The 26,261-nt window shown below is 42.6% G+C and carries 29 protein-coding genes, 1 tRNA gene and 1 riboswitch; all 30 genes read right to left on the reverse strand.

Going from position 1 to position 26,261, the window contains the following annotated elements:
- Nucleotides 1-56: 56 nt before the first annotated feature.
- Nucleotides 57-965 (reverse strand): protein translocase subunit SecF, encoded by a 909-nt coding sequence (gene secF, locus ABFC84_07540; protein ID MEN6412601.1) that lies wholly within the window; start codon nt 963-965, stop codon nt 57-59.
- A gap of 12 nt (nt 966-977) precedes the next feature.
- Nucleotides 978-2,198, reverse strand: a complete 1,221-nt coding sequence (secD, locus tag ABFC84_07545; GenBank protein MEN6412602.1) for a protein translocase subunit SecD — start codon at nt 2,196-2,198, stop codon at nt 978-980.
- A 61-nt stretch (nt 2,199-2,259) separates the two neighbouring features.
- A complete protein-coding gene (locus ABFC84_07550) occupies nt 2,260-2,925 on the reverse strand; it encodes a phosphohydrolase (GenBank protein ID MEN6412603.1) in 666 nt (221 codons plus the stop codon).
- A gap of 113 nt (nt 2,926-3,038) precedes the next feature.
- Nucleotides 3,039-3,638: a 5-formyltetrahydrofolate cyclo-ligase gene (locus ABFC84_07555; GenBank protein ID MEN6412604.1), complete on the reverse strand. Its 600-nt coding sequence runs from the start codon at nt 3,636-3,638 to the stop codon at nt 3,039-3,041.
- A gap of 10 nt (nt 3,639-3,648) precedes the next feature.
- On the reverse strand, nt 3,649-3,954 hold the full coding sequence (gene yajC / locus ABFC84_07560) for a preprotein translocase subunit YajC (GenBank protein ID MEN6412605.1): 306 nt from the start codon (nt 3,952-3,954) through the stop codon (nt 3,649-3,651).
- A 61-nt stretch (nt 3,955-4,015) separates the two neighbouring features.
- Complete coding sequence (tgt, locus tag ABFC84_07565; protein MEN6412606.1) at nt 4,016-5,128, reverse strand: tRNA guanosine(34) transglycosylase Tgt; 1,113 nt, start codon at nt 5,126-5,128, stop codon at nt 4,016-4,018.
- A gap of 45 nt (nt 5,129-5,173) precedes the next feature.
- Complete coding sequence (queA, locus tag ABFC84_07570; protein MEN6412607.1) at nt 5,174-6,196, reverse strand: tRNA preQ1(34) S-adenosylmethionine ribosyltransferase-isomerase QueA; 1,023 nt, start codon at nt 6,194-6,196, stop codon at nt 5,174-5,176.
- A gap of 20 nt (nt 6,197-6,216) precedes the next feature.
- Nucleotides 6,217-7,590, reverse strand: a complete 1,374-nt coding sequence (locus ABFC84_07575) for a SpoIID/LytB domain-containing protein (GenBank protein ID MEN6412608.1) — start codon at nt 7,588-7,590, stop codon at nt 6,217-6,219.
- A gap of 17 nt (nt 7,591-7,607) precedes the next feature.
- Nucleotides 7,608-7,832 carry a DUF2905 domain-containing protein gene (locus ABFC84_07580; protein ID MEN6412609.1) on the reverse strand — a complete coding sequence of 75 codons (225 nt, stop codon included), beginning with the start codon at nt 7,830-7,832 and terminating at the stop codon, nt 7,608-7,610.
- An 8-nt stretch (nt 7,833-7,840) separates the two neighbouring features.
- A complete protein-coding gene (ruvB, locus tag ABFC84_07585; GenBank protein ID MEN6412610.1) occupies nt 7,841-8,851 on the reverse strand; it encodes a Holliday junction branch migration DNA helicase RuvB in 1,011 nt (336 codons plus the stop codon).
- A 2-nt stretch (nt 8,852-8,853) separates the two neighbouring features.
- On the reverse strand, nt 8,854-9,453 hold the full coding sequence (gene ruvA / locus ABFC84_07590; GenBank protein MEN6412611.1) for a Holliday junction branch migration protein RuvA: 600 nt from the start codon (nt 9,451-9,453) through the stop codon (nt 8,854-8,856).
- Nucleotides 9,450-9,947, reverse strand: a complete 498-nt coding sequence (gene ruvC, locus ABFC84_07595; GenBank protein ID MEN6412612.1) for a crossover junction endodeoxyribonuclease RuvC — start codon at nt 9,945-9,947, stop codon at nt 9,450-9,452. Before ruvC ends, ruvA begins: the two co-directional genes overlap by 4 nt.
- Before the next feature lie 143 nt (nt 9,948-10,090).
- The gene (locus ABFC84_07600; GenBank protein ID MEN6412613.1) at nt 10,091-10,666 is read right to left on the reverse strand and encodes a BofC C-terminal domain-containing protein; all 576 of its coding nucleotides are present in this window, start codon (nt 10,664-10,666) and stop codon (nt 10,091-10,093) included.
- A gap of 81 nt (nt 10,667-10,747) precedes the next feature.
- Nucleotides 10,748-11,485 carry a YebC/PmpR family DNA-binding transcriptional regulator gene (locus ABFC84_07605; protein ID MEN6412614.1) on the reverse strand — a complete coding sequence of 246 codons (738 nt, stop codon included), beginning with the start codon at nt 11,483-11,485 and terminating at the stop codon, nt 10,748-10,750.
- A gap of 83 nt (nt 11,486-11,568) precedes the next feature.
- Nucleotides 11,569-13,065: a 4Fe-4S dicluster domain-containing protein gene (locus ABFC84_07610; GenBank protein MEN6412615.1), complete on the reverse strand. Its 1,497-nt coding sequence runs from the start codon at nt 13,063-13,065 to the stop codon at nt 11,569-11,571.
- Between the two features lie 24 nt (nt 13,066-13,089).
- The gene (locus tag ABFC84_07615; protein MEN6412616.1) at nt 13,090-13,332 is read right to left on the reverse strand and encodes an NAD(P)H-dependent oxidoreductase subunit E; all 243 of its coding nucleotides are present in this window, start codon (nt 13,330-13,332) and stop codon (nt 13,090-13,092) included.
- Nucleotides 13,333-13,352: 20 nt separating this feature from the next.
- Nucleotides 13,353-14,504, reverse strand: a complete 1,152-nt coding sequence (locus ABFC84_07620; GenBank protein ID MEN6412617.1) for a SpoIIE family protein phosphatase — start codon at nt 14,502-14,504, stop codon at nt 13,353-13,355.
- Nucleotides 14,501-16,201 (reverse strand): [Fe-Fe] hydrogenase large subunit C-terminal domain-containing protein, encoded by a 1,701-nt coding sequence (locus tag ABFC84_07625; protein ID MEN6412618.1) that lies wholly within the window; start codon nt 16,199-16,201, stop codon nt 14,501-14,503. The genes ABFC84_07620 and ABFC84_07625 overlap by 4 nt, the downstream gene beginning before the upstream one ends.
- Nucleotides 16,192-16,446, reverse strand: a complete 255-nt coding sequence (locus ABFC84_07630) for an NAD(P)H-dependent oxidoreductase subunit E (protein MEN6412619.1) — start codon at nt 16,444-16,446, stop codon at nt 16,192-16,194. Before ABFC84_07630 ends, ABFC84_07625 begins: the two co-directional genes overlap by 10 nt.
- Before the next feature lie 171 nt (nt 16,447-16,617).
- Nucleotides 16,618-16,694 (reverse strand) — tRNA-Val (locus ABFC84_07635).
- Nucleotides 16,695-16,739: 45 nt separating this feature from the next.
- Entirely contained in the window at nt 16,740-17,873 is a 1,134-nt protein-coding gene (locus ABFC84_07640) for an acyl-CoA dehydrogenase family protein (GenBank protein MEN6412620.1), read from the reverse strand.
- A 100-nt stretch (nt 17,874-17,973) separates the two neighbouring features.
- Nucleotides 17,974-18,423 carry a DMT family transporter gene (locus tag ABFC84_07645; GenBank protein ID MEN6412621.1) on the reverse strand — a complete coding sequence of 150 codons (450 nt, stop codon included), beginning with the start codon at nt 18,421-18,423 and terminating at the stop codon, nt 17,974-17,976.
- Between the two features lie 72 nt (nt 18,424-18,495).
- The gene (locus tag ABFC84_07650) at nt 18,496-19,224 is read right to left on the reverse strand and encodes an alpha/beta hydrolase (protein MEN6412622.1); all 729 of its coding nucleotides are present in this window, start codon (nt 19,222-19,224) and stop codon (nt 18,496-18,498) included.
- Nucleotides 19,225-19,305: 81 nt separating this feature from the next.
- Nucleotides 19,306-19,887 (reverse strand): peptidoglycan-binding protein, encoded by a 582-nt coding sequence (locus ABFC84_07655; GenBank protein ID MEN6412623.1) that lies wholly within the window; start codon nt 19,885-19,887, stop codon nt 19,306-19,308.
- A 4-nt stretch (nt 19,888-19,891) separates the two neighbouring features.
- Nucleotides 19,892-20,065, reverse strand: a riboswitch (cyclic di-AMP (ydaO/yuaA leader).
- A gap of 48 nt (nt 20,066-20,113) precedes the next feature.
- Nucleotides 20,114-20,830: a L,D-transpeptidase family protein gene (locus ABFC84_07660; protein ID MEN6412624.1), complete on the reverse strand. Its 717-nt coding sequence runs from the start codon at nt 20,828-20,830 to the stop codon at nt 20,114-20,116.
- A gap of 115 nt (nt 20,831-20,945) precedes the next feature.
- Complete coding sequence (locus tag ABFC84_07665; protein MEN6412625.1) at nt 20,946-21,674, reverse strand: 3D domain-containing protein; 729 nt, start codon at nt 21,672-21,674, stop codon at nt 20,946-20,948.
- Between the two features lie 205 nt (nt 21,675-21,879).
- Nucleotides 21,880-23,100: a Zn-dependent hydrolase gene (locus ABFC84_07670; GenBank protein ID MEN6412626.1), complete on the reverse strand. Its 1,221-nt coding sequence runs from the start codon at nt 23,098-23,100 to the stop codon at nt 21,880-21,882.
- Nucleotides 23,101-23,145: 45 nt separating this feature from the next.
- A complete protein-coding gene (locus ABFC84_07675) occupies nt 23,146-23,817 on the reverse strand; it encodes a hypothetical protein (protein ID MEN6412627.1) in 672 nt (223 codons plus the stop codon).
- A gap of 124 nt (nt 23,818-23,941) precedes the next feature.
- Nucleotides 23,942-24,073: a DUF2970 domain-containing protein gene (locus ABFC84_07680; protein MEN6412628.1), complete on the reverse strand. Its 132-nt coding sequence runs from the start codon at nt 24,071-24,073 to the stop codon at nt 23,942-23,944.
- A gap of 157 nt (nt 24,074-24,230) precedes the next feature.
- Nucleotides 24,231-26,138, reverse strand: a complete 1,908-nt coding sequence (locus ABFC84_07685) for a glutamine synthetase (protein MEN6412629.1) — start codon at nt 26,136-26,138, stop codon at nt 24,231-24,233.
- Nucleotides 26,139-26,261: the final 123 nt, after the last annotated feature.

The raw sequence follows: 26,261 nt of genomic DNA on the forward strand, positions 1-26,261 counted from the left end.
ATGGTGAATCAAAAAGGCTGTTGCTTTTTAAGCAACAGCCTTTCAATCAATTAGAATTATTTCGATCCTCTTGTTTTTACAGCCAGGCGCTTGCGATCGGAGATCTCCTTCCAGGTAACCCAAATTGGACTGGCGTTGCAGATGGAAGAATAACACCCACTCGTAAAGCCGATAATCAAAGCTAGAGAGAAAGTCTTAGTCGTCTCGCCGCCAAAGAAATATAAAGCAACAGTAGCAAACAAAACAGTGACAACCGTATAAATAGACCGGGTCATTGTTTGCCAAATGCTGCGATTGACTAAATCCTGAAAGCTCTCCGTCTTACGGTGTGTTTTTAAATTTTCCCGAATTCGATCAAAAATAACAATTGTATCATTAATTGAATACCCTACTATCGTAAGCAATGCCGCAACGAATGTTGCATCCACTTCTTTTTGCAGCAGCGAAAAGATACCCAAAACTACAAGAATGTCATGGACTAACGCTGCAATACCTGATACAGCAAATTTAAACTCAAAGCGATACGTAATATACAGAATCATAATAATCCAGGATATGACTACCGCAAGAATAGCATTTCTGGTAAGTTCCGAACCAATCGTTGCACCCACTTTTTCGACACGGAGCACATCAAAACTGCCGATATTTTGTTGAAAATTATCCAATACTACCTTGCGTTCATTTTCGGAAAGAACCCGCGTCCGAATAAAAACATTTTCAGCCGATTCAGATTGATCCGATAAAGCTAACTGAATCGTACTATTTTCCAGCTGTTCATCCTTTAATACTTCCCGCACCTCTGCCACTGATACCGGGCGGCTGAATTTCAAATCCAATAAAGTTCCGCCTGTAAAATCTATACCTAAGTTAAATCCCTGTACTGCAATTGAAATTAACCCAGGAAGAATAATCAGCGCAGAGAGCAGAAAAAACCAGTACCGCTTACTTATAATATTGAATTTCATTTCATCAGCCCCCTACGCCCCAAAAATTTTGCCATTTTTAAATATATTGGCATGCATCAGCATTCGCAGCATAAATCGTGTAATCGTAATTGCCGTAAACATACTTAAAACAATACCCAAGCCAAGGGTAATGGCAAAGCCTTTTATGGGGCCGGTGCCCAGAAAAAATAAAACAACAGCAGCAAGTAAAGTGGTAACATTGGAATCAAATATCGTCGCAAAAGCGCGAGTAAATCCCGCATCCATAGCAGTCCGCAGCGTTTTTCCTGCCCGGTATTCCTCTTTAAAGCGCTCAAAAATCAGCACATTGGCGTCAACTGCCATCCCTAATCCCAGAATAATGCCGGCTATACCCGGCAAGGTCAGTGTTGCATTCAGCATTCTCAAGGAAACCAGCAAAAGCATCAAATACAAAATCAAAGCAATATTAGCAACAAATCCGGATAACCGATAAAAGAATAGCATAAACAGGACAATAAATGCGATCCCAATCTCAAAAGCAAATATACTTTTCGCTTTCGAATCCTGCCCTAATGTCGGTCCTACTGTTCTGGTTTCCAGAACCTCAACTTTTACCGGCAAAGAACCGGAACGCAGCAAAATTGCTAAATTCTGCGCTTCCTCAATCGAACGGTTGCCGGTTATCACAGCTTTCCCGCCGGAAATGGGTTCTTCAACCACCGGGCTGGTAAGCACCTGCTTGTCCAATAAAATAGAAATATGCTTGCCGACATTTTTTGCTGTCAAATCAGCAAACTTTTTTCCACCTTCGTTTGAAAATTCCAGAGAAACCAAATTACGTTTGGACTGATCAATTTGCGCTTTCGCATCTTTCAGATCACTACCGGTCATCACCGTAATGTTGCTCTCATCCTGAAACTCAAGCAATGCGGTTTTCCCCAGCATTTCAATCGCCTTATCAGGATCTTTAACCCCAGGAAGCTCAACAATAATCCGTCGCTCTCCCTGCCGTTGGATCACTGGTTCGGTAAGACCTAGTTCATTTACCCGCCGTTCAATGATCTTAACCACCCGCTGCACGGCATCTTCATCCACTTTGGCCTCAGGCGTATCCACCGCTTCCAGCACAACGTGAGTGCCTCCTTGCAAATCAAGCCCTTGTTTCAGCGAATTTGCCAGGGGCGAAATACAATAGCCAAAAACGGCTAATACCGCAACGACTACTGCAATAAAACCAGACAATTTCCCCCATCTCAAAGATGTCTCCCCCATTCTTCTCTAATCCTAACATATATAGTCATTATAACTAGAATGTTATGGCAATGTCAACGAACTACAATAAACGGTTTCCATTAATAACCAAACCAAAGCGGCATTCTAAAAATTCAGCAGCCCTGCGGCACATAACCATTCGTGCCAAAAAAATTTCGAAGTATTCCATGACCGGACATATTTTAGTATCAATAGTCAATTCTAATGTAATAGTACGCGCCACTTTGTCTACCAGAAGAATACTGCATTCGGCAGCATAATTCACCCGGTCATGAATTTCAAAGGTAGCAAAATCCTTATTAGTAACACGTGTGCGATATACATCCGATTTATCGGCTAAAATTAAAGCGGAAGCTACATGATTGACAGCGTTGCCTCTTTCTTCTTCATGGTTGCCAACGGCTGAAATGACCAAAGCAATTTCCTCCGGCGGCAATTGAAGCCGGGATAAAATATGATGGGCCATAACTGCACCAGTGCCGCCATGATTAAACCGGTTAACCATATTGGCAATATCATGGATATATCCGGCAATAGCAGCAATCTGGCAATCCCGTTCGCTATAATCCAACTGCTGCAGAATCTCGTATGCCCGATCAGAAACAATCGCCGCATGGCGTTGACCGTGTTCCGTGAATCCTAACTGTCCTAAATACAAAGTGCTGCGGTTTAGATAAACACTGACTTCATGATCTTTTTTTAATTCCGCCACCGTAATAATAGGCATATGGAATCCTCCTCACAATTGCTATGAAGGTAGATGCAAAAAAACTAACAGCAGAGAACCAGTTTCGGGAAAGTGCTCTTTCCCCGTAGAGTAAAGGCAAAATGTAATGACAGTTACATTTTGCCTTTACCACAACTTAATATGCCCGCTTCCGTTAGTAAAAAATGCACCGGCCGATCATGTTTAGCAGTTGGAAGGTTGGTCAAAACATAAGATTGCCAGCAAACGCCAATCAAAACAGCTGAGGAAGCCTGCGGCAGAAAACGGTCATAATAACCGCCGCCCATACCTAAGCGGTTGCCAAAAACATCAAAAGCCACTCCCGGAATAAGTATCAGTTCAATGTTCCCGGGAGCAATAAATTGTAACCGATTGGGAGCAGGAACTTTCAGGCCGAACCGGCCTTCTGTCAGTTCACTCATATTGCTGATAAGTGCTGCATCCATCAAGCCCGGAGTTTCCCTTAAATAAGGAACACAAATCGATTTGCCATTTCCCCAGGCATGGGAAATAATTGCTTCCGTTTGCGGCTCGTCCGGCATTGACAAATATATCATTACCGTTTTTGCTTGCTGATACAAAATCCAATCGAATAAGTGCCGTGCCATACATTGGCTGCTTTTTTCAACAACTGCCGCAGCAAGCGAGCGGCGAGCAGTCAGTAAATCCTGCCGCAGGTTAATTTTCGCTAGGGTAGTTGAATCCAATGACATTCTGCGACAATTATTTATTTGTACCATTTTTAGCAGTACTCTGATGACTGGCAACGGCAGAACGGGATATATCGATTTCAACCTTTTCGGTAACTTTCAGCGTTACCATTTTGTCCGTAAGGGCAGTAATCGTACCATGAACTCCACCGATGGTAACAATACGATCGCCCTTTTTTAAACTGTCCAGCATTTCGCTGCGCTTTCGCTGTTCTTTCTTCTGGGGTCGATACAGCAAATAGTAAAAAATTACCACCATCAAAATAATTGGTCCGTATTGAACCAGTGTAGTAATTACGTCAGGGGACAATTCTGGCAATTAACTCAACCTCCTAATATTTAATCTTTCTTCTATTCCACATATTCCAGCTAAATCCTCTTTAGTACGATTGATATTGTTCCCAGAACTCCTGCCGGAAAGAAACAAATCTGTCATCTAAAATAGCCTGTCGCATTTTTCGCATAAAATTCAGCAAAAAATACAAATTATGAGTAGTCGTTAATCGTAAGCCAAAAATTTCATTTGTCTTAAGAAGGTGCCGGATATAGGCACGAGAAAAATTCCGGCAGGTATAACAGTCACACTCCGGCTCTATCGGGCGAAAATCCCGGGCATATTCGGCGTTTTTCACAACTAACCGTCCTCTTCCGGTCATAACCGTGCCATTGCGAGCAACCCGGGTTGGAAATACGCAATCAAACATATCAATACCGCGCATTACACCCTCTACCAAACAATCCGGTGTGCCTACTCCCATAAGATAACGGGGTTTATTTTCCGGTAATTGAGGTACCGTATGCTCAAGAAGCTCATACATCAACGGTTTTGGTTCTCCGACACTCAGTCCGCCAATCGCATAGCCGGGAAGATCCATTGCAACCAATGCCTGAGCGCTCATTGTTCTCAGTTCTTTATACATTCCGCCCTGAACAATACCAAATAAACCTTGGTCCTTTCTGGTGTGTGCTGTCTGACAACGTTCAGCCCAGCGGGAGGTACGCTCAGTCGATGCTTTGGCGTATTCGTATTCAGCAGGATAAGGTACACATTCATCGAAAGCCATGATAATATCCGCCCCTAGGGCCATCTGAACTTCCACGGCTTTTTCCGGTGACAGGAAGTGCTTTGACCCGTCAAGGTGGGAACGAAAAGTAACCCCTTCCTCCGTGATTTTTCGCAAAGGGCCTAAACTAAAGACCTGAAAACCACCGCTGTCCGTTAAGATTCCACGGTCCCACTGCATAAATTTATGAAGGCCACCAGCTTCTGCCACCAGCTCATGGCCGGGGCGGAGATAAAGATGATACGTATTACTTAAAATAATTCCTGCTCCCATTTGTTTGAGTTCATCCGGCGACATCGCTTTTACTGTTGCCTGCGTACCCACCGGCATAAAGATAGGTGTGTCAAAAACCCCGTGAGGTGTATATAAACGGCCGGCCCTGGCTCCGGTTTTCGAACAGCGTTTAACAAGTTCGTATGCTATAGTCAATCTGACTCCTCCCTTATATCAGGTTTTCATTCACGCTGCCCTGAATTAATAAATAAACATAGCGTCACCGAAACTAAAAAAGCGATATTGCTGCCGTACAGCTTCATGATATGCAGCCAATACCTTTTCCCGGCCGGCAAAAGCACTAATCAGCATCAACAATGTAGATTTAGGCAAATGAAAATTTGTTACAATTGCATCGATACATTTAAATTGATAACCCGGATAAATGAAAATATCTGTCCAGCCGCTTTTTGCCTCAACAAGCCCTGCCTGATTCGCGACAGTTTCTAATGTCCGAATTGCTGTGGTTCCCACCGCAATAATGCTGCCGCCCTGATGCTTGGTTTCATTAATCAAACTGGCGGTATCGGCAGAAATTGAGAAATACTCCCGATGCATAACATGCTGCGTAATATCATCCACATTAACCGGCCGAAAAGTACCCAGTCCCACATGCAACGTTAAAAAGGCCAAATTTACTCCCTGATTTTTTATCCGGGTCATGAGCTCCCGGGTAAAATGCAAACCGGCAGTAGGTGCAGCAGCAGATCCCCGTTCCCTGGCATAGACAGTTTGATAGCGATTTTTATCTTTTAATTGTTCCTTGATATACGGAGGCAACGGTGTTTCTCCCAGTTTATCCAAGATTTCCTCAAAAATTCTTTTAAAATGAAATTGCACAATTCTCCCGCCGAAATCTGTAGTGGACAGCACTTCGCAGCTCAATTCATCACTAAAACGGATTACCGTTCCCGGCCGGGCCCGCTTTCCCGGTTTCACCAAAGTCTCCCATTCATCCCCGGATTTTCGAGTTAAAAGAAAAACTTCAATTTTTCCACCCGTATCCACCTTAGTTCCTAACAAGCGAGCCGGTATTACTTTTGTATCATTAAAAACCAGGGTATCCCCTGGTTTTAAATATTCCGGTAAATTGTAAAAGTTTCGATGGGATATAGCTCCGGTCTGCCTATTAAACGCCAGCAGCCGGGAATGATCCCGAGGATCGCAGGGATGCTGGGCAATCAAATTCTCCGGTAAATCATAATCAAAATCGGATAGCAACATCAAACTAGACTCCTTTAAACTTAATATATTTTTATAATATCCACACCTTGGTAATAGTGTCTCAATATCTCTTTAAAATATGTAGTATCGCCTTTGGGGGCTCTATCAGCCATTACTTTGGCACCCCATTGAGATAATCCAAGACCATGTCCCCAGCCAAATCCATTGAATACAATTGTTTCACCAGGGCGTCCAGTAAGACGATGCACAGTATCTTTATCATTTAAAAATTCTTTTTCCTGACTGGCCGGTACATTCACTTCGATCTTTTTCTTTTCGTGATCACCGGTATTATCCGTAATCTGAACCTCAATCGCTTTTGGTACCGGAGTAACGATACTAATATCAAACAAAGTACTATCAAGTGTAAGGATGCTTCGCAGCTTATTACCCGATATCTCGACCATCCCCGCTGTTCCCATAATCCGAACAGTTTTAATCCGCCCGGAAATTCCCCGGTCAAATGCACTGACAGGCGGAGAAGTAAGCTTCGATAGTTGAAAAGCCTGCAAGCTGCCAATACTATAGCCATACCGTCGCATTATTCCTTCAAATTCCGTCGGCGTAAATTGCTTTGTCCACTTAAAATGAGGTGTGTTTTGATCTTCATCAACTACGCCGCGAAGGTAAGGTTGGTAAGTGCCCCAGACATTTTCACTGTCTTCCGTGTACCCACCGGAATTGCTGTGAAAATAGGCAGCAATCAGTTTCCCTTGATAAAGCACTGCCTGTCCGTAAGTATCATTAACGGCTTGTATAGCACCACTTGCTTCACTTTCCAACCCGCCGTACAACTGGCAATCTGTAGTAGAACAAACATCATATCCATCCGCCTGATGTTTGCCCAAATTGTACAATGCATATGTTCGGGCCGCCACTGCCTGAGCCTTTACCGCTTCCAACGGCCATTCGGGAGACACTTCCCTGGCGATAACTCCATATAAATACTGTTCCAGCGGTAAGGTATTCACTACCGTTAATCCATTTTTCCCTTGGGTCTGGTGAATGGTAATCTGGCCGCGATAACGGCGTTTATTGACTTCAACAAAATGTTCACCATCTTGATTTTTTAGCCTGACAGTGATGTTCTTACTGGGCTCTACCACCCCGTTAATGGCTATACCATCTTCCCGAATCGCTACATTCACCTTTTCCTTGGCAGTAAATTCTTTAATAATCTCCTTGGAACCAGCATTCAAAATTGCATAATCAGCATCCGACGAAATGATAATATTAGGCTGATTCGACCAAATACCGACCCGTATAGCAGGCTCGGCGGAAAAGCTGGATTGCTGCTCAATTATTCCTTTAGCGGCTGAAACCGGCGTTAAGAGAAACAGTAAAAAAAAGGTTAGGAGAAAAGGCAATAAAAAAAATATCGATTTTTGTTTCAATATGATTCTCCTCTCTGTTAGCGGTGAGAAATCAAATTAATGATAATCGTAAGAATAATACTAAGAAAAATACAAGTAACAACGGGAAAATAGAAATGAATTTTTTCCCCCTCAAGCTGAATATCTCCCGGTAAATTCCCAAAATGGAGAAACCTTCCGCCAAAGTAAAGCACACTACCGACAATAATCAGTATTATACCAATAAGAATCAAGGTTTTAGCAAAAGAATCAAATCCAAACACAACGACATTCACTCCCTGTCGCAGGAATCGCCGTACTTTATCCCAAGGTGTAAATATGCAGCTTTAGTTGCAACTCTTCCCCGGGGAGTGCGGTTCAGGAATCCCTGCTGCAATAAAAATGGCTCATATACATCTTCAATCGTCTCCGTTTCCTCGCTAATCGCGGCCGCCAATGTATCCAAGCCTACAGGACCGCCATTAAACTTTTCAATAATTGTCAGCAGCATCATTCTATCGGTAATATCCAATCCCAGTTTATCCACTTCCAGCATCGCTAAAGCCTTGTCGGCAATATCGACAGTAATAATGCCATCACCGGCAATCTGAGCATAATCCCGCACTCGCTTCAGCAGGCGATTGGCAATCCGGGGCGTTCCCCGGGAACGTTTGGCAATTTCCCAAGCTCCCTGTTCCTCAATAGCAATCGTAAGAATCTCAGCCGCTCTTTTAACGATGCACACCAACTGCTCCGGTGTGTAATATTCCAACCGGGAGATTACGCCGAAACGATCCCGTAATGGTGATGCTAAAGCACCGGCTTTAGTCGTAGCCCCCACTAATGTAAACGGTGGAAGATCCAGACGAACGGATCGGGCACTTGGCCCTTTCCCGATAATAATATCTAGAGCATAGTCCTCCATTGCTGCATACAATATTTCCTCAACATTATGTGATAAGCGATGGATCTCGTCGATAAACAGTACATCCTTGTCACCAAGATTTGTCAGCAAAGCCGCTAAATCTCCTGCCCGCTCAATAGCCGGTCCAGAGGTAACGCGAAAATTCACACCCAACTCATTGGCAATTATACCTGCCAGCGTGGTTTTACCTAAGCCGGGAGGTCCGTACAACAATACATGATCCAAGGCATCACCCCGGGATAGTGCGGCCTGTACAAAAATCGAAAGGTTCTGTTTTACTTTATCCTGACCAATATATTCTACCAGCCGCCGTGGCCGCAGACTGTATTGCCAGCCATCGTTATCCTGCTCATGGCCGGTAATAATCCGTTCCTCCATACTTACCTCCTGCCAAACTCTTTAAGGGTTAACTTGATTAATTGTTCCACTGAATAGCCTTTCTTTCCCAGCTTTTGTAATTCAGGTCCGATTTCTGCTTGGCTATACCCTAAACTAATCAGTGCTTGAGCGGCTTGGGACAAGGGATCATCCTTGCCATCCCATTCTCCTTCATCATCCGGTGCCGTTTCTGCTTCGCCGCCGCTGCCAACCTTATCTTTCAATTCCAGCACTAATCGTTCCGCAGTTTTTTTGCCAATACCGGGGATTTTTGTTAACATTGCCAAATTTCGGCTGCCGATGGCCAAGCGAAACTCATTAGGAGTAATGGACGATAAAATTCCCAGTGCTCCTTTCGGTCCAATCCCGGCAACTGATGTAAGCTGTAAAAACAGCTGATATTCATCTTCCGAAGCAAACCCATAGAGCAGCAAAGCGTCTTCCCGAACATGCAAGTAGGTAAACAAGGACGCCTCTTTACCCACGGTCAGCTTTTTCAGTGTAGAATTGGCAATAAAAACCCGATAGCCAACTCCCTGTACATCAATAAAACAATAATCAGCAAATAAATGTGACACGCGGCCACGTACATAGCCAATCATCGCAAACACCTCAGTCCCCGATTGATCGACAGGGAATGCGTGGTACATATAGCAATTGCCAGTGCGTCCGCTACATCATCAGGATGAGGCTTATCCGGCAAATTCAACAATCGCTGGGTCATGTAAATCACTTGTTCCTTCGTTGCCTTACCATAACCGACTACCGACTGCTTCACTTGCAACGGGGTGAATTCAGCAATTGTGATGTCGTTTTGCGCTGCTGCCAATAAAATAACACCGCGAGCCTGTCCCACAGCCATTGCCGTACGCACATTTTTATTAAAGAAAAGCTGTTCAACTCCCAGTACGTGCGGCTTATATTTTTTTATTAATGCATCAATGGCGTTATAAATTATTACCAGGCGATTCGCTGCCTGCATTGATGAACTGGTAATTACCGCGCCCTGATCGACTGCCCGTAAATGGCTTCCTTTCAACTCAACCAGTCCATAACCGCAAATCGCCGTACCCGGATCAATTCCTAGAGCTAACATCAAAGCAACCTCCCTTATTAGGTTACTTCGACAACTTCCTAAACAATCCCTTTTTATCCTGCCAGAAGTCCCATAGCGTTCTAACATACCGGCAGTAAACAAGCTTGCCGCTAACCAGCAAAAAATAGAGGGATTTTACCCCTCTATTTTGATTGCAGTCCTTCTAATGTACGTAACAACTCTTCCCTTGATTTTACAACCATGCCGCGTTTCAATTCTTCCACATCCTGCGGATGAAGCTTGTCCACCGCAATTTTCGTTACTTCCTTCACAATAGCTTTGGAACCGGGTTTGCCGTTAAACACAGCTACATATCCATCCTTAATCCCAATAAACATATTGTTCGCATGCTCACGGCAATAGCTATCCACTTTTAGGCTCATCACGACTTCGTGATTGTCGAATTTATCAATATTCCACCCCGAGTACATTTTCTGAACCTGAAAATAATTTAAACCAATCAGACTATCCGTCGCCTTCGTACGCAATTCTTCTTCATCGTTGCATTTCAAATATAGTATTCGCTGAACAATATCGGTATCTGCTGAAATTTTAATTTTTGTGTCCTGCTTAACAACCTCAGCTTCCTGGGGAATTAATGACCTATTTCCCTCCCCGTCCGGCACATGCAAAAAGTAATAGCAGACAAATCCTGCTGCCAATACCACTCCGGCCAAAGTTATTGTCATCCGCTTATTCACTTTAAAAAGTGGCAACATTGAAAACAACTCCTCATTTTCACGTTGCCACCATTATTACCAAAAAATACAAATCTTATACAAATTTTATACAAATTGAAACTATAGCAAATCCTCAGGGACATCAAAATTACCGTAGACTTCCTGAACGTCATCGTGTTCTTCCAACATCTCTACCAGCTTTAACAGTTTTTCTGCATCTTCACCGCTAAGTTCCACCATTGTATCAGGAACCATCGTAATTTCCGCGACTGAAGTTTTTATACTGTTCTGTTCAAGCGCTGCCTGCACCGTCTCAAAACCTCCAGGCTCCACAATTACTTCAAATTCGTCATCATGGGTTTTCATATCTTCGGCTCCGGCCTCCAATACAATCATCATGAGTTCTTCTTCCTCAGCCCCGGTTTCTTTGTCGATAACAAATACCCCTTTTTTCTTAAACATCCAGGATACGCAGCCTGACTCTCCCAAATTTCCGCCATATTTCGTAAAGAGATGGCGCATATCTGCAGCAGTACGATTGCGATTGTCAGTCATAATATCAACAATAATCGCCACTCCACCGGGGCCATACCCTTCATACGTTAATTCATCATAGTTGCTGCCGTCCAGTGCGCCAATGCCTTTTTGAATGGCCCGCTGAATATTTTCTTTTGGAACATTGTTCTCTTTTGCCTTCTGCAGCGCTAATTTTAATCGCATGTTTCCCGTAGGGTCACCACCGCCAATTCGAGCGGCTACTGTAATTTCTCGACCGATTTTAGTCGTAATCTTACCGCGTATCGCATCCATTTTCCCTTTTTTGTGTTTAATATTAGCCCATTTTGAGTGTCCCGACATATATTTGTTCTCCTCCTCCACACAATCTAAGACAGGCAATATTTTAGCATACTTAGAGTTGTTACGCAAAGTATCGCTGCTTTCTACTCCCGATGCCAGTGAACTCCCGATTGAACTTCAGCTGCAGCGAATTCATTTTCACCTGCTGTAATCGCTTTTGCCGACTTTGAAAAGTTTTCCACTAATTTCCCGGTTACTTTCATGTTTGTCAGTACTCCGGGACCGCCGACACAACCACCTTCACATGCCATGCCTTCAATAAAATTAATATCTGATTTTCCTGATATAATTTGTTGAATTGCCGTCATACAATTTTGTAAACCTTCACAGCTTTGCGGCCTTATATCTGTCCCCGGAGCAACGGTGTCCACCATATCCATTACGGACTGCATTACGCCCCCGGCCTTGGCAAAAGAGTTTCCATCCCGTGAAGCACTCGTTTCAAACACCGCTTCATTGATTTTAGCCATGTTTAGACCCGCACCTACCATCATACAAGCCAGCTCTTCAAAGGTAATCACATAATCAATAATACCCTCATATTGTTCGGCTTCGGCTTTTTTTGCAGTACAAGGCCCGACAAACACCACCACTGCGTCCGGCTCTCTCTGTTTTACAACCTTTCCTATAGCAATCATCGGTGACACAGTAGTAGAAACACTGTTAGTTTCTGCCGGCAAATGTTTACCAATCATGGAAACAAAAGCCGGGCAACAGGAAGTAGTCATGTATTTTCTTTGCCGGGGAACAGAAGCGGTAAACTCTTTGGTTTCTTCCAGTGTAACAATATCGGCTCCCAATGATACTTCCGCCACAGCATAAAAGCCCATTTTTTTCAATGCTTCCACTACTTGACTTGGTTTTACTTTAGCACCGAACTGACCAATAAAAGCCGGAGCTAAAACCGCGTATACCTTTTTTCCGGCTTTGATTGCCTGAATCAGTTGAACAATAGCCGAGCGATCACTAATGGCGCCAAAAGGACAAGCAGTTTTACAACTGCCGCACTGAACGCATTTATCATAATCTATTTCAGCGCAGCGATCTTTCCCGGCTTTGATTGCACCAAGATCGCACGCACTCTCACAAGGACGATTTACTTCAATAATGGCTCCATAGGGACAAGACTTTTTGCACATCCCGCATTCGACACATTTATTTTTATCAATGTAGGCACGATTCTGTACCACCATAATCGCCTGCTTCGGACAACTATTGATGCAATGATGCGCCAGACAATTGCGGCAGGCATTTGTAACGATAAATTTGTCAATCGGACATTGATCGCAAGCTACCGGCATAATGTTAATGACCGGCATATCGGCAATCTTGCCCCTCAAAGCATTTTCAACCGCTTCGTTAATTTCCAGGTCAGATGGCTGACTGAGCGCCAGTTTAATACGTTCTTTTAGCACTGCACGTTCTTTATACACGCAACAGCGATACCGCGGTCCCTCTTCCGTTACTACTGTATACAAAATACTATCGACATCCTGCTTGAGCTTCGCTTCAAAAGCCAGGCGGGCAATTTCTGTCAAAACTCTGCGGCGTAACTTGACAACTTCAGTTACTTGCGGCATATTCATCCCTCCAACAAACTCCAATTATTTTCTTTGAATATTATACTTTATGATTTCCATCAATTTATCCGGCGTCACTCCGGATATTAATTCTCCATTTATTTTTACATTTGGTCCTTTTCCACAAGCCTTTAAACAGCTGGAGCCCCGCAAATCAATATTGGCTTTTACATCTTCCGGCAGACCTTCAATCATTTCAATTAAATCCTGAGATCCTAATAAATAACACGCAGAGCCTACACAAACTTCTATTTTTAACATTGTCATCTAGATACACCTCCAAAATGTCAAAACCATTCAATATTTACATGTTTCCCTTTTGCTTGAAGCTCTGCCTGCAATTTTGACAGAACTTGCGACTTTATATTAATTTCGAAAGGAAAATTAGGATTTTGGTGGGCTGGATTTACCGCTTTACCAGCAAAAATTTCAATATAGTCGGCCTCCAGCAACATCCGCGTTAATAAAGTTGCTCCATCAAATTGCTTATCGACATAAACTAGTTCAGAGTCATTGATTCGCTCCAATACAGCATTTAAAGTCAAAATCCCTTCTGTGACTAAATCAATCCCTTTTACATGAGCTATCGGCGGTATCTTTTCATTATAACAAGACAAGTCTACCAATAATGATTTGCCAAGCTCCCTGCTGACAATATTGGCAGTCGTTCCTCCCGACACTATCTTCTTCCCGGATTTTCTCATAAATCTTTTTACAACTTCGCGATCATCCGCGGGATTCACCGGCGGGCCGGTAAGTAATGTCAACCGGCGGGCTTTTCGTAGTTTAACAGTTACTACCGTCGAATCATCACCCGGTAATCCCAAATAATATCCCTGACAGCAATTTATAATTTGTTCGCTTATATAGCTGGCACTACTCTCTTGTGCACAAATTTGGCGAAGCTGTCCGGCTATGCCCTTCCAGCCCCAGCCAAGTTTCAGTAACCCGCCAACCCCTGCATGAATCACTCCGTCGCTGACTGCCACTACAATATCATTCTCCCGCAGTTGACGGACGCCGACCCCAACGATTTTCCCACTGATATTCTTTTTTTCTACCGGAAAAGGAATCACTTTCCCATCCCGTATCAAAAAAGAATTAGGACAATCGAACTCCACAATAGTAGCTAAACCAGCCGGCGAAATTTTTATAATATGAAGTGTCGAATAGGCTATTTTTCTCTGCTGGCAAACCGGAAGTGTATCAGCAATGGTACTTACCACATCAACAAGCGGAATACCTCGCTGTAACATGGAAGATGCGATTTTCGTTGTTAATGTAGCCAAAATATTAGCTTTTACACCGCTTCCCAGCCCGTCTGACAGCACAATGATATTACCCTTGGGAGTCTGGGTTAAAACAACCTTATCACCGCATAATTCCTCCCCATCCTTAGACAGCTGTGCAATTCCCACTTCAGCATGAAGTTGGCTCATGAGCTTTCCTCCTTGCCTTTCAGTAACCACATCAATTCCAATAATGCCGACTTGGTTTCAGCCGTAGTTTCGCCAAGCAACCCAGCGATTTCCTGTGCCACATGCATTTGCTTATTAATAATTTCAGTAGATTTCTCCACCGTTTCTTCTTTCATCTTTTCCCATTCTTGAGCTCGTCTTTCCCGCTCGGTTACATCGGAAATAAAACCAATCACTAAGCCATGTTCCGGAACAGGTATAATCATTTGCTCGGTAACGATGCCGTAGCTGGGGTATTCCACCCGTGTACCAATCGTTTTTTTACCTGAATCAGCTGCTTCCAGAAAGTCGGAACAGTCGATAAATTCAAACAGATTTTCGCCTTTTTCCATCAGCTTTTCACTGCTAAACATCCGCTTTATCGCTGGATTAATATCCTGAATCACCATTTTTTTACTGACTACTATGATTCCAGTATCTGAATTTTCCACAATCAAATTGGCAAACGACTCTGCTTTCGATCGCATATAGGGAATGCACATTTCTGTCTCAGCCACTCCCCTGAACACCGCAATTGCTTTTTCGCGACAAGTATTATAACCACAAGCGCCGCAATTTTTTTCATCAGCCCGGGTAAATTTACCCGTCTGCTGAAGAATCAACCGGATTTCATTTTCACTGGGCTCAGGATTGACCACCGGAGTAGGTGTATATTTACAAGTAAAATCGAGAGTAGCCGGTATTTTAATGGCTGTTGTACCGCCTTTATAGCGGTTTGCATATTCAATCACTTGTAACCTTCTAAGGGGAATTGAGTGCTTACTGCCGCTTGCCGGTCCGCCTATGCAGCCGCCGATGCAAGAAAAGGCTTCAATAAAGCGTGGCGCAATTTCCCGCTTGGCTAAACTATCAAAAACTTCAATACATTTTTCAATGCCATCAACAGCAATGATTTCCGTGTCGAGAGTATCATGATTCATAAAAGATTTTAAGATACCGCCAGCCACTGGGAAATAGCGGGCATTCCCCAAAGGCTGAGGGATAAACGGTTCTATAACAGGGTGCACATTACTTTGGTTCATCCACTGCCGCAGTTGGGCAAACGTTATGACAGCGTCAACAGCACCTTTTTCCCTTTTTTCAGTCTGCTCAACAAACTTGGCATTGCAAGAGCCAGCAAAGACAACAAATGCATCTTCTCCATACTTTCGTTTCAGCAGCAATCCATTGGCCATCATGGGAGATACAATCGGAGCTAGATTGCCCACTAAATCAGGATAATATTTTCGGATCATATTGACAATAACCGGACAGTTGGAGGAAATAACAGTAGAATGTGCTTGTTTTAATAACTGTCGATATAACATTGATAACACCTGAGCTCCAACTGCCGATTCCTCTACTGCGCTAAAGCCTAATGCCTTGATAGTCGCTACCAATCGATCCGGCGTGTAGTCGGAAAATATGCCTACAAAGGAAGTAGCCATACTCAGAATTACTTTACGCCCGCTGGCAATCGCCTCTTTTATCGCCGGTACATGTGAATTGACGCGTTTGGCGTGCTGGGGACATTCTACAATACATTTACCGCAAAGTATACATTTATCCTCTAATACTCTTGCCAGCCCATTTTTTATACCAATAGCTTTAACCGGACATGCCCGTAAACAACGATGACAATCTTTACAATTCACTTTACGTGTATTAATTATTTGCATAGTATTCGCTCCAAAACTTTTTGCTTAAAAATTTCTGCGGCGTTCTGTTGTGAAACATGAGTGATTATTTCGTCATCAATCTTAACGACAACACCTTCCGTGCAATGTGCCTGACAAAATTCGCCCATGATCTCAACCATTCCCTCAACATGATATTTTGCTAATAGTTCTTTAAACTCATTTACAACACCATAAGCACCCCGTAAGTGACAGGCACTTCCAAAACAAATTGCTATCTTTACCATAGTACACCTCATCGGACTGATATTAAATAATTAACTAAATTCAATGGTATCATGATAATAGTACTTGTTCAATATTTAATTTCTTCAACGATAACCGCAAATAAATACAGGCCTTTAGCAAACAAAAACCTAAAAAGGCTTCCGATTACTCAGAAGCCTTCATTTCTAATCTGGTGGGGTTAACAGAACTCGAATCTGTGACCTCTACGATGTCAACGTAGCGCTCTAACCAACTGAGCTATAACCCCTTAAGCATTAATTATTATATTACGGTAAACAAAACTTGTCAAGGATTAATATATAATATGATTTGCAATAACCAAACGCTGAATTTGGTTGGTTCCTTCATAAATTTGCATGATTTTGGCATCACGCATGCATTTTTCTACCGGATATTCTTTAGAGTAACCATAACCGCCCATCACTTGTACAGCATCAGTAGTCACTTTCATCGCCATATCGGCGGCAAAACATTTCGCAATAGCCGATTCTTTCGCATAAGGCACCCCTTGATCTTTCAACCAACAGGCTTTATATACCAATAGACGGGCCGCTTCAATCTGCATTGCCATATCTGCAATCATTGCCTGCACCAGTTGAAAAGAAGCAATCGGCTTCCCAAATTGTTCCCGTTGTTTTGAGTATTTAACCGCTAAATCAAACGCTGATTGGGCCAGTCCGACAGAGACTGCCCCTACCAAGGGACGAGCAGCATCTAAAGTCTTCATGGCGATTTTAAAGCCTTCCCCTTCACGACCAATCCGGTTAGCAGCAGGAACGCGTACATTATCAAAGACAAGTTCACATGTGTTGGAAGCGCGAATACCCATTTTTTCTTCTTCTTTACCGATCGTAAAACCAGGTGTATTTTTTTCTACTATAAAAGCAGTTAAACCGCGAATCCCAGCATTTTTGCGTGCATTCGCAAAAATAACAAAAATTTCAGCCAACCCACCATTAGTAATAAAGCATTTTGTTCCATTTAATATATAGTCTTCGCCATCTTTTATAGCTGATGTAGCCACTGCACCAGCATCCGAACCTGCTCCAGGTTCGGTAAGGGCGAAAGCGGCCAGTTTTCCGTTATTAATAACCGAAAAAAACTTTTCTTTTTGTGCTTCGGTTCCCATAATCACGACCGGATATGCAGCTAGCGCATTAGCTGCCGCACTTGTAGCAACACCGGCGCAGCCTTTACTCAATTCTTCGTAAATCAAGGCAAGCGAAACCGAATCCAGACCAGGTCCATCATACTCTTCGGGAACAACTAAATTCAACAAACCAGCCTCATCAAACTTATCCAACAAGCCTGATTTCATTTTCCCTTCTTTATCCATCTCCAATGCAAACGGGCTGATTTCCTTTGCCACAAACTCCTGCGTCATTTTTTTTAGAGCCAATTGGTCAGGGGTAAGATTGAAATCCATGCTTTTCCTCCTTATCTTCCAAAAAGTCCTAGAAATAAGTATACCGCATAATAATTTTTTTGTTAACACTTATAACAAAATTTTTCTACATAAATGATAATTATTTAAGCAGCAGCCTTGCGCCAATCGCTAATAATAGTAATCCCGCTGCCTGATTCCAACCGCAAGGAATGCGTTCAAGACCAAATCCTCCGAAATGATCAATCAGAACAGCCATCAAAACCTGTCCCACAATGATCGCCGTCGTGGCATTTGCCACACCAACCTTAGGAATGCTTGCCGCAACCAAATAAATAATAAAAACACTAATAACTCCGCCTAAATAAGTGTACCAAGGCGCTTGCGGCAAAGCCCCCAAATTTCCCTTTCCCATCCGGCCGATAAACAGCACCATCATTAATAACACAGTTCCTATAATATGAACGACAAAAGTGGTTTCCAGCAAACCAATCACTTTACTTAACGCCGAATTTAATGACCCCTGAACTGCCATTAATATTCCGGAAATCAGAGCTAACACCAAAGCCATTACATTCGAGGAAATATCCAATACGCACACACTCCTTACGTTATAATAAAATAACTCGTTTTAGTATGTGCGCAAAAGTATAACTATACCGCTTTATAAAACTTGTGATGAAAGCCAATTAATAACAGTATCGGTTGCTTGTTCGGAGTGATGAAGAAATTGATGGTCACCCCCATCAATTACGGTTAATTGTTTTGGGCTTAAAATTTTTTCCCATAACATTTTTGCTTTGCAAACTGGTACAATAGCATCCTGACTACCGTGAATAATCAGTACAGGAATGGGTGGCAGCGATTTTGCCAAGCGCAGTAAATCAAAGTTTTCAAAATCCTTGACAAAACCCGGCAATAACTGCAAGAATCCCCATTCATCTTCTTTAATTATACTATTACCGGTCCGAAGCATCTCATAATCCTGTCCCAATGATAACCGAAAGGTTTCCTGTAAATCCCATGGCGTCGACCATAAACATAAACCGGCTATTTGTCGATCTGCGGCAGAAAATGCCAAAGCCGCACTGCCTCCCATGCTTCTTCCTAATAATATAATGCAGGGAGCAATAAAGTTGCGACAATAGCCAACAACCGCCGTCAATTCTTTCAATTGACACGATAACATTTCCTGAGGAGTAAAATCAAACCGCAGTACGTATACTCCCAATTTTGCCGCCCGGTTTGCCAGCTTGAAGGCCCGTCCGCCACCTTCTTTCGAGCCGCGAAATCCATGACAGATAATTAACACAGTATCAGAACTGCCGCCTACCGGTTCATGCAGCACGGCCGCCAATTGCTTGCCATTAGCTGAAATACTTAAACTTTTCACGTCTCATTCCTCCAAGCCACAGAATCAACCCGGCAAAGCAAAAATAAATTTGATCAAAAAAAGAAAACAGGCGTCTGCCTGTTAATCCATCACATAAATCGTAATTCGTTGAACCCCAAATTGTAAAGCGTCACTTCGGCTATCAAAGGCCAAGTCAATACTATTGCCCTTTATAGCTCCACCAATATCATCAGCAATAGCATATCCGTATCCTGGAATGTATAGACGCGTTCCCAGGGGAATCACCGCTGGATCGACTGCGACAAGCCCTTTTCGAACTAAATTTCCTCGACAAGTATAATTGGAATTGCCGTCATCATTGCTTGTATAGGCAGAAGCAATCACATTCAACGCTCTACTATATCGGCCTGGTTCTGAACTGGATCGTTCAAGATACATGTAGGTTTCTCTTCCCACAGTACCATCAACTACAAGCCCATTACTCCGTTGGAATTCTTTCACCGCACGTAGTGTAGCGGTGCCAAAAATTCCATCAATGTCACCGTTGAAAAATCCGGCATCTGATAACATTCTTTGGATAATCTGAACATCGTCACCCCGCATACCTACCTTAATCAGTTTGTCCCCCTGCGCGGCAAAAGCAACAGAATTAACCAAAAGTAAAACTAGCGTAAACGCTATCCATAAGTACCCTTTTCTCAATTAAATCACCTCTCTTTTAACGCCTCCGAGGTTAGCTGTCGGGTTAGGGCCAAAGAGAAGAATAGAGAAATAGCCCTTCCGTACGCCGGATTCACCCCTATATTTATATTGGTTCCCCCGTACCGAGACTTAAGTAAAATTTTCACTTAAGTCTATATGGATTCAGCATTGTATTTATTATACTATAAATTATTCATATCGTCAAAATATTTTTCTGACTTTTCAATTAAATTTCTAACAAATTGATAAGATTTTTCGTTACAATCCCAGTCGCTTCAAGTCCTTGTTCTGTTTGAAAACGTCGAACTGCTTCTTCTGTCATTGCACCAAAAATACCATCGGCTCTGGAATCCAAATAACCCAATTCCCGCAGTTTTATTTGTAGCAAAGCGACATCCGAACCGGTCATTTCGTATTTAAGCACTCGTTTAATTTTTACTTTGCGGCCCTCAATTCTTACCTCCGTACCAATCGGCACCCATTCAAACAGTTCTTCTATGTCGCGGTTACGCATACGAATGCAGCCATGACTGGCAAACTGACCAATTGACCAAGGGTTGTTAGTGCCATGAATTCCATAAATACCCCAGGGAACGTTAAGCCCCATCCAACGTGTCCCGAAACCCGATCCCCAATTATACGCTTTCCAAACCACATTCCATTCACCAATCGGCGTCGGCGTATCACTTTTTCCTACGGCAATACGATACTTTTTATACAGTTCTCCGTCACTATGCACTTCCAAAATTCGCTCCGGAATTTTAATCGCAATACTCACCAAACCGACAGGCATCCCGCTAGGCTGATTTTCAATCCCCGCTAATTCTTGTTCATCAATATATTCCAAACCTAAAATTCCGCAAATAATACTCATAATCAGAAAAATAGCAACGCCGCAATATACTCGCGATCGTTTCAATTTCAGCAGTCGAAGACCACTCAACCTATCCCCCCCTACAAACAAATCTTTTTCAATTATATGCAGTCGATGAATTTGATATTATGAGTCCTAATTCGAGAATAAAGATTTTATTAAAAAAACCGGCATTAATAGCCGGTTAGTTTAACGTATACACTTTTATATTTTTGATCCCATAGTCCAGCGCCTCTTGCCGGGTATTGAAGGCTAAATCAATTCGATTCCCCTGAATGGCACTTCCCTGATCGGCAGCAATCGCTTCGCCGTAGCCTTCAACCCAAAGCTTAGTTCCCATAGGAATAATCCGGGGATCAACGGCAACTACACCTTTTTGAATCACTCCGCCCATATAGGTTTGATTTTTCCATTTCCCATTATCAAGGGGTCCTGACGCATAAGCGGTAGCTGTCATATCCATTACCCGCCGATAGTTTTCTGGTGCTCCTGTCAGTGAATTGTTTTCCATCTCGACACTCGGTGTCAATATATTTGCTTCTTTTAACAATAAAGAAAGAATATCAACTTCATCCTTATGAGCAACCAGCTGCTCTTCAATCCGCTGTCCCAATTTCTGGCGTATGCCTTCTTGGGCAACCGAAATAATATTACTACTAACTGCCGTGGCCATAATATTTCCTTGTTCTTTTTTCCCTAAAGCATTTTGTGCAACAGCGCTAATTAAAGCATCGGTTTTACCCTGATCCAGTTGTTGTTTTATCTTAATCAATTCCTGTACGTTTGAAATTCTCGAATTCTGGGCAGCAATTTGCACTAATGAATCTTCTAACGATGAAGCATATGCTTGCGATACCGTAGGATAAAAAATGTTCAAAGCCAGCATCATTGCAATCATTACATTCTTTTTCATAAATAGCCCCTTTCAGCCGTATTTACCTTCCTATTTTACCATGTAGTTAACATAAATAATATCGGTAAATTTAGCAAAAAGCCTCCAAGCACCGAAGCGCCCGGAGGCTCACTTATTAGAGTATTCTTTTAACGCTAAAACGCCGATAACTTTTCTCACTGAACTCGGAAGGAATTAAACAAACAGCTAATATAAATTTACCCACCTACTTTGCTAATTCATAAAGTGTTTCCGCTAAAACATCAATTCCAGCCATAATATCTTCCGGATTGACATATTCATCCGGATTGTGACTCAACCCATCATGACAAGGAATAAAAATCATTCCGGCAGGTGCTAAATAAGCCATATTCATGGCATCATGCCCAGCCCCGCTATTCATCCGCTTGTATGTTTTCCCCGCTTTGCGACAAACCTTTTCGATTACCTGGGTTATCGCCTGATTCATTTGTACCGGTTTGTCAGCGGATAGCATTTCAATGGCCATGGAGGTTTCCTGTCCTTCGGCAATAGTGCTAACTGCATCCTTAATATCCTGCAGGCATTCGATAATACTTTTTTGATCCACACCACGAATATCTACCCACAATTCCACTAACCCAGGTATGACATTCATAGCGCCTGGATACACTTTTAACGCTCCAACTGTTCCCACCGTACCATAACGAGATTGTTCCAAAGCAACTTCCTGTATAGCCAGAATAATGGCTGCCGCACTCACCAGAGCATCGTGCCGATCTTCCATCGGCGTCGTTCCCGAATGGCCGGCAACACCCTGCACAGTAATTTTTAAACGGGTAGGAGCCGCAATCGCCTCAACAATGCCAATACTGTGACCTTCTTTCTCCAATACAGGTCCCTGTTCTATATGTAATTCAAGAAAGGCTTTGATATCCTGCTTATTTCTCATACAGTTTCCAATTGTTTCAAAATCAAGTCCCTGCTCCCGTAAAGCTTGAGGAAAAGAGATGCCTTCACAATCAGTTGCTTTTCTCCAAGCTTTACTGTTCCCCCTGCCAGTCATAGCTTTACTTCCCATTGTGGCATAAGCAAAACGGCTGGATTCCTCGGCAGCAAATACAACCACTTCTAAAGGATGGTTCGTAGAACGCTCCTTTAGACGCCTCATAGCCGCCAATCCCCCAACCACTCCCACTACGCCGTCATATTTACCGCCGTCAGGAACAGTATCCAAATGCGAGCCGGTAAGCACAGCCGGCAACCGTGGATCCATGCCTTCAAGGCGTCCGATTACGTTGCCGATCTCATCCTGCCGGACAACCATGCCGATGTCTTGCATTAACTTGATTACATACTGTTTAGCTTGCATATCAGCCTTGCTAAAAGCCTGCCGGTTTATACCGTGGTCTGCTTTCCCAAATTCAGAAATGTGTTGAATAATCTCCATGGCCCACTCTTTATCCATTTGTCCGCCCCCTCTCCATTCTGCAAATGATCTAATCGACTATGTTCAGCCTACTAAGTCCTGTTTTACCTTTTCGACACCCAGCCGATCTATCATTCTGCCCATCCGTTCATATTTATTTGCATTCTCTTTATAATAACTGACAATTTTATCGGCCAGAACCATCACTTCATCCGCTGTTAAATTTTGTGCCAATACATCAGCAATTCTTGGCTTGATGCCGGCATTGCCGCCAATCATTACCGTAAACCCTTTGGGAGTGCCCATGATGCCCAAATCTTTTACTGCCGGCTCGGTACAGGAATTCATACAGCCGCAAACTGCAATTTTAAATTTAGAAGGTAACGGTATGCCATGGTATTTCTCATCCAGCTTAAGCCCTAACGACACTGCATCTTGCTGAGCTAATTTGCAAAAATGAGTAGACGGGCAAATTTTTATACTGCGGACACACAAGCCAGCAGCCGCACCTTTATTCATTCCCAGTTCATCCCAAACCCGATCAATTTCCTCCGGTTTAATACCAACGATTGCAATGCGCTGCGCCGTCGTAAGTTTTAAGGCTTTAGCCTGATATTTTTCGGCAACATCCGCAATTTTACGGAGAAAATTGGGATCAAAGATAATACCTCCGGGAATATGGGGAACAACTGCATATGTTTCTCTATCCCGTTGTAAAATAGCGCCTTTATCTAATAAATCTGTTTTCCGTTCCATACCGTTTCCTCCCCAATTTATAAATATTATGTGAATAGTAATTATTATTAAACATTGAGATGCAAAATCCTTCCTTCGAATATTATTCCACACTAGAAAAGAGCATTTTGGGTAACGTTTGCCTTTACAGCACAAAAGAAATAATCATAAGAATCAGGATGACTGCGGCAGCAACTCCGCCGATAATTAACGCTGTTCGATTGAGCTTATCCATATCCTGTTTGTGATATGCCCTTTTGCCGATTCCTTTACTCACGTTTTTTAGCCTCCCAATATAAAATACCTTATTCTATTATTGTATAAATTTTCAAAAATTTCAAGACTTCTCGAGATTCTTCAAAAATTGTCCTGGGAAAAATTAAGTCCGTACCATTTTTCATGATACGGACTAATTTAACAAGCTTATTGGAGCATTAGCAAGTATGAATCATATTTTTCTTATACTCTACATATAACGCCTTTAACTCGTCAATTTTATCAGACATTTCAATCTGCAAATTCGATGCAGTTGCATAGTCACCAGCCTGAAGAGTTTCAACAATGCGAGTGAACAGACTCTTATCTGCAACCGTATCTTTGGCCAGATAAGTACGCACTGCTTGAATCTTATCCCAATTATACAAGTCAAAGTCTACGGCACTTTCCGCATCATGCAAGCATTTACTATTTTTAACAATCACTAAATTTTCGGGAATAATCCGTTTCGCAAGTTCGGTCTTCCAACGAATCAGCGCACCGGAAACAAAAGCATCAATAAGCTCCTGCCGCAGAATGTTGCCTGCTTTTAGAACTTCAACTTTGTCCGGATATTGTTTTAAGTGCTCCATGTTTTCCCAAACAGTAGCTACTGGTTTACCAAATAAACGGCTTCGTTCTTCCGCTGTGTAATCTTCAAATACGTCATGCTCGCTGCGATATGCACGATCAGTTTCCAAGTAGAATCCCGCTACACCCGGTTCTTTAGACAATTCTGCCAGAAGTTCTTCTGTTGTTTTACCTGATTCAATGGCAGCCTTTACCCCATCCAAAGCACTTAAATAAATTGCGGACAAAGCAACATACGTATTGGTATAAGGATTTGCAGCCCGCATTTCAAACCGAGTAGCCATCGGACTATTGGTGTCGCGAACTAATCCAGCTAAAATCGTCCTATTACGGGAAGGTACTGCAGGCGAGTGGCCCAAAGATGTAACAATACATACAGGTGCCTCAAAACCAGGTTTTAAACGATTGAGAGAATCATTGGTTGCTGAGATAAACGGATTAATAACTTCGTAATTTTTCAACAGACCCATGATGGAACCATAGCCAACGGCACTGAGAAAATCTTTTTTCATATCAGACGGCGAGAACAGATTTACAACTTTACCGGATTTTAATTTGGCAGCAATACCAAAGTGAGTATGCTCGCCGCTGCCAGCAACACCAATAATCGGTTTTGCTTTAAAAGTAACATCCAGTCCATTGGCGCGGAAGACTTCTTTAACAACAATTCTGGCTTGCAATTCATTATCTGCAGTTTGAACACCGTTAGCAAATTTCCAGTCGATTTCCAACTGTTCCATAACATGACTTAAATGTCCGGACTCATCAATTTGTGCCTTAATACCGCCAACTTCTTTATGCCCCATTTCCGGTTCAAGTCCGTAATTTTGCAGCATTATAATAGTTTGTTCCAACGCAGTGCGAACTTCACCACGAGTACGTTGCCAGTATTGTTCCTGCATTACCTGAGACGCAGATAATTCTGCAACATCAGCTTTATCAGCCGGAGTTTTCACCCAAAATTCCAATTCGGTAGCCGAAGTAAAGATAATATCATCTATATCAGCCGTAGGGACATGATCTAATCCAGCAATTTTCGGTTGTTTTTTAAACAAAGTTAATAATTCGGATTTAATATAGGCCAAGCTCTCAGCCAAAATAGAACGGGAATCTACCCGTAGACCATTGTGAACTAAAAAGCAGGGAATACGCAATGTACCAACGGGTTTACCGGTTGCCGCATCAATATGTTCATAATTATAATCAATAAACCAGTTCACTTCAGGATCAGCAATCATATCGACTTTAGCATTATTTAATGTAGCAATCCCGGTAAGCACTACTGACGATCCATCTGTCTGCACCGCAGTACCGGCAAAAAATCCAGCTATATCTTCAAGGAACAAATTAATTGGAATTTTTTCATCGGTATCATTACCTGCTAAATCTATCCCAACAAGAGATACAAATTTAATTTCCGGGTGGTCTTTGAGTAAATTAACAATTTCTTCTTTGCTTGTCCCGGCTGAAATTACATACAATAAATCATTAATCACATAATTCACCTCATTATTAATTTTTTGTATACATAGATTACACTTTATTGTATTCCACATTTAATATTTTTATCCTTCATAGGGCTATTTATCCAAGGCAAATAAACATGGCCCATATGACTT

This window comes from Veillonellales bacterium (genome assembly GCA_039680175.1).
GTDB lineage: Bacteria > Bacillota > Negativicutes > JAAYSF01 > JAAYSF01 > JBDKTO01.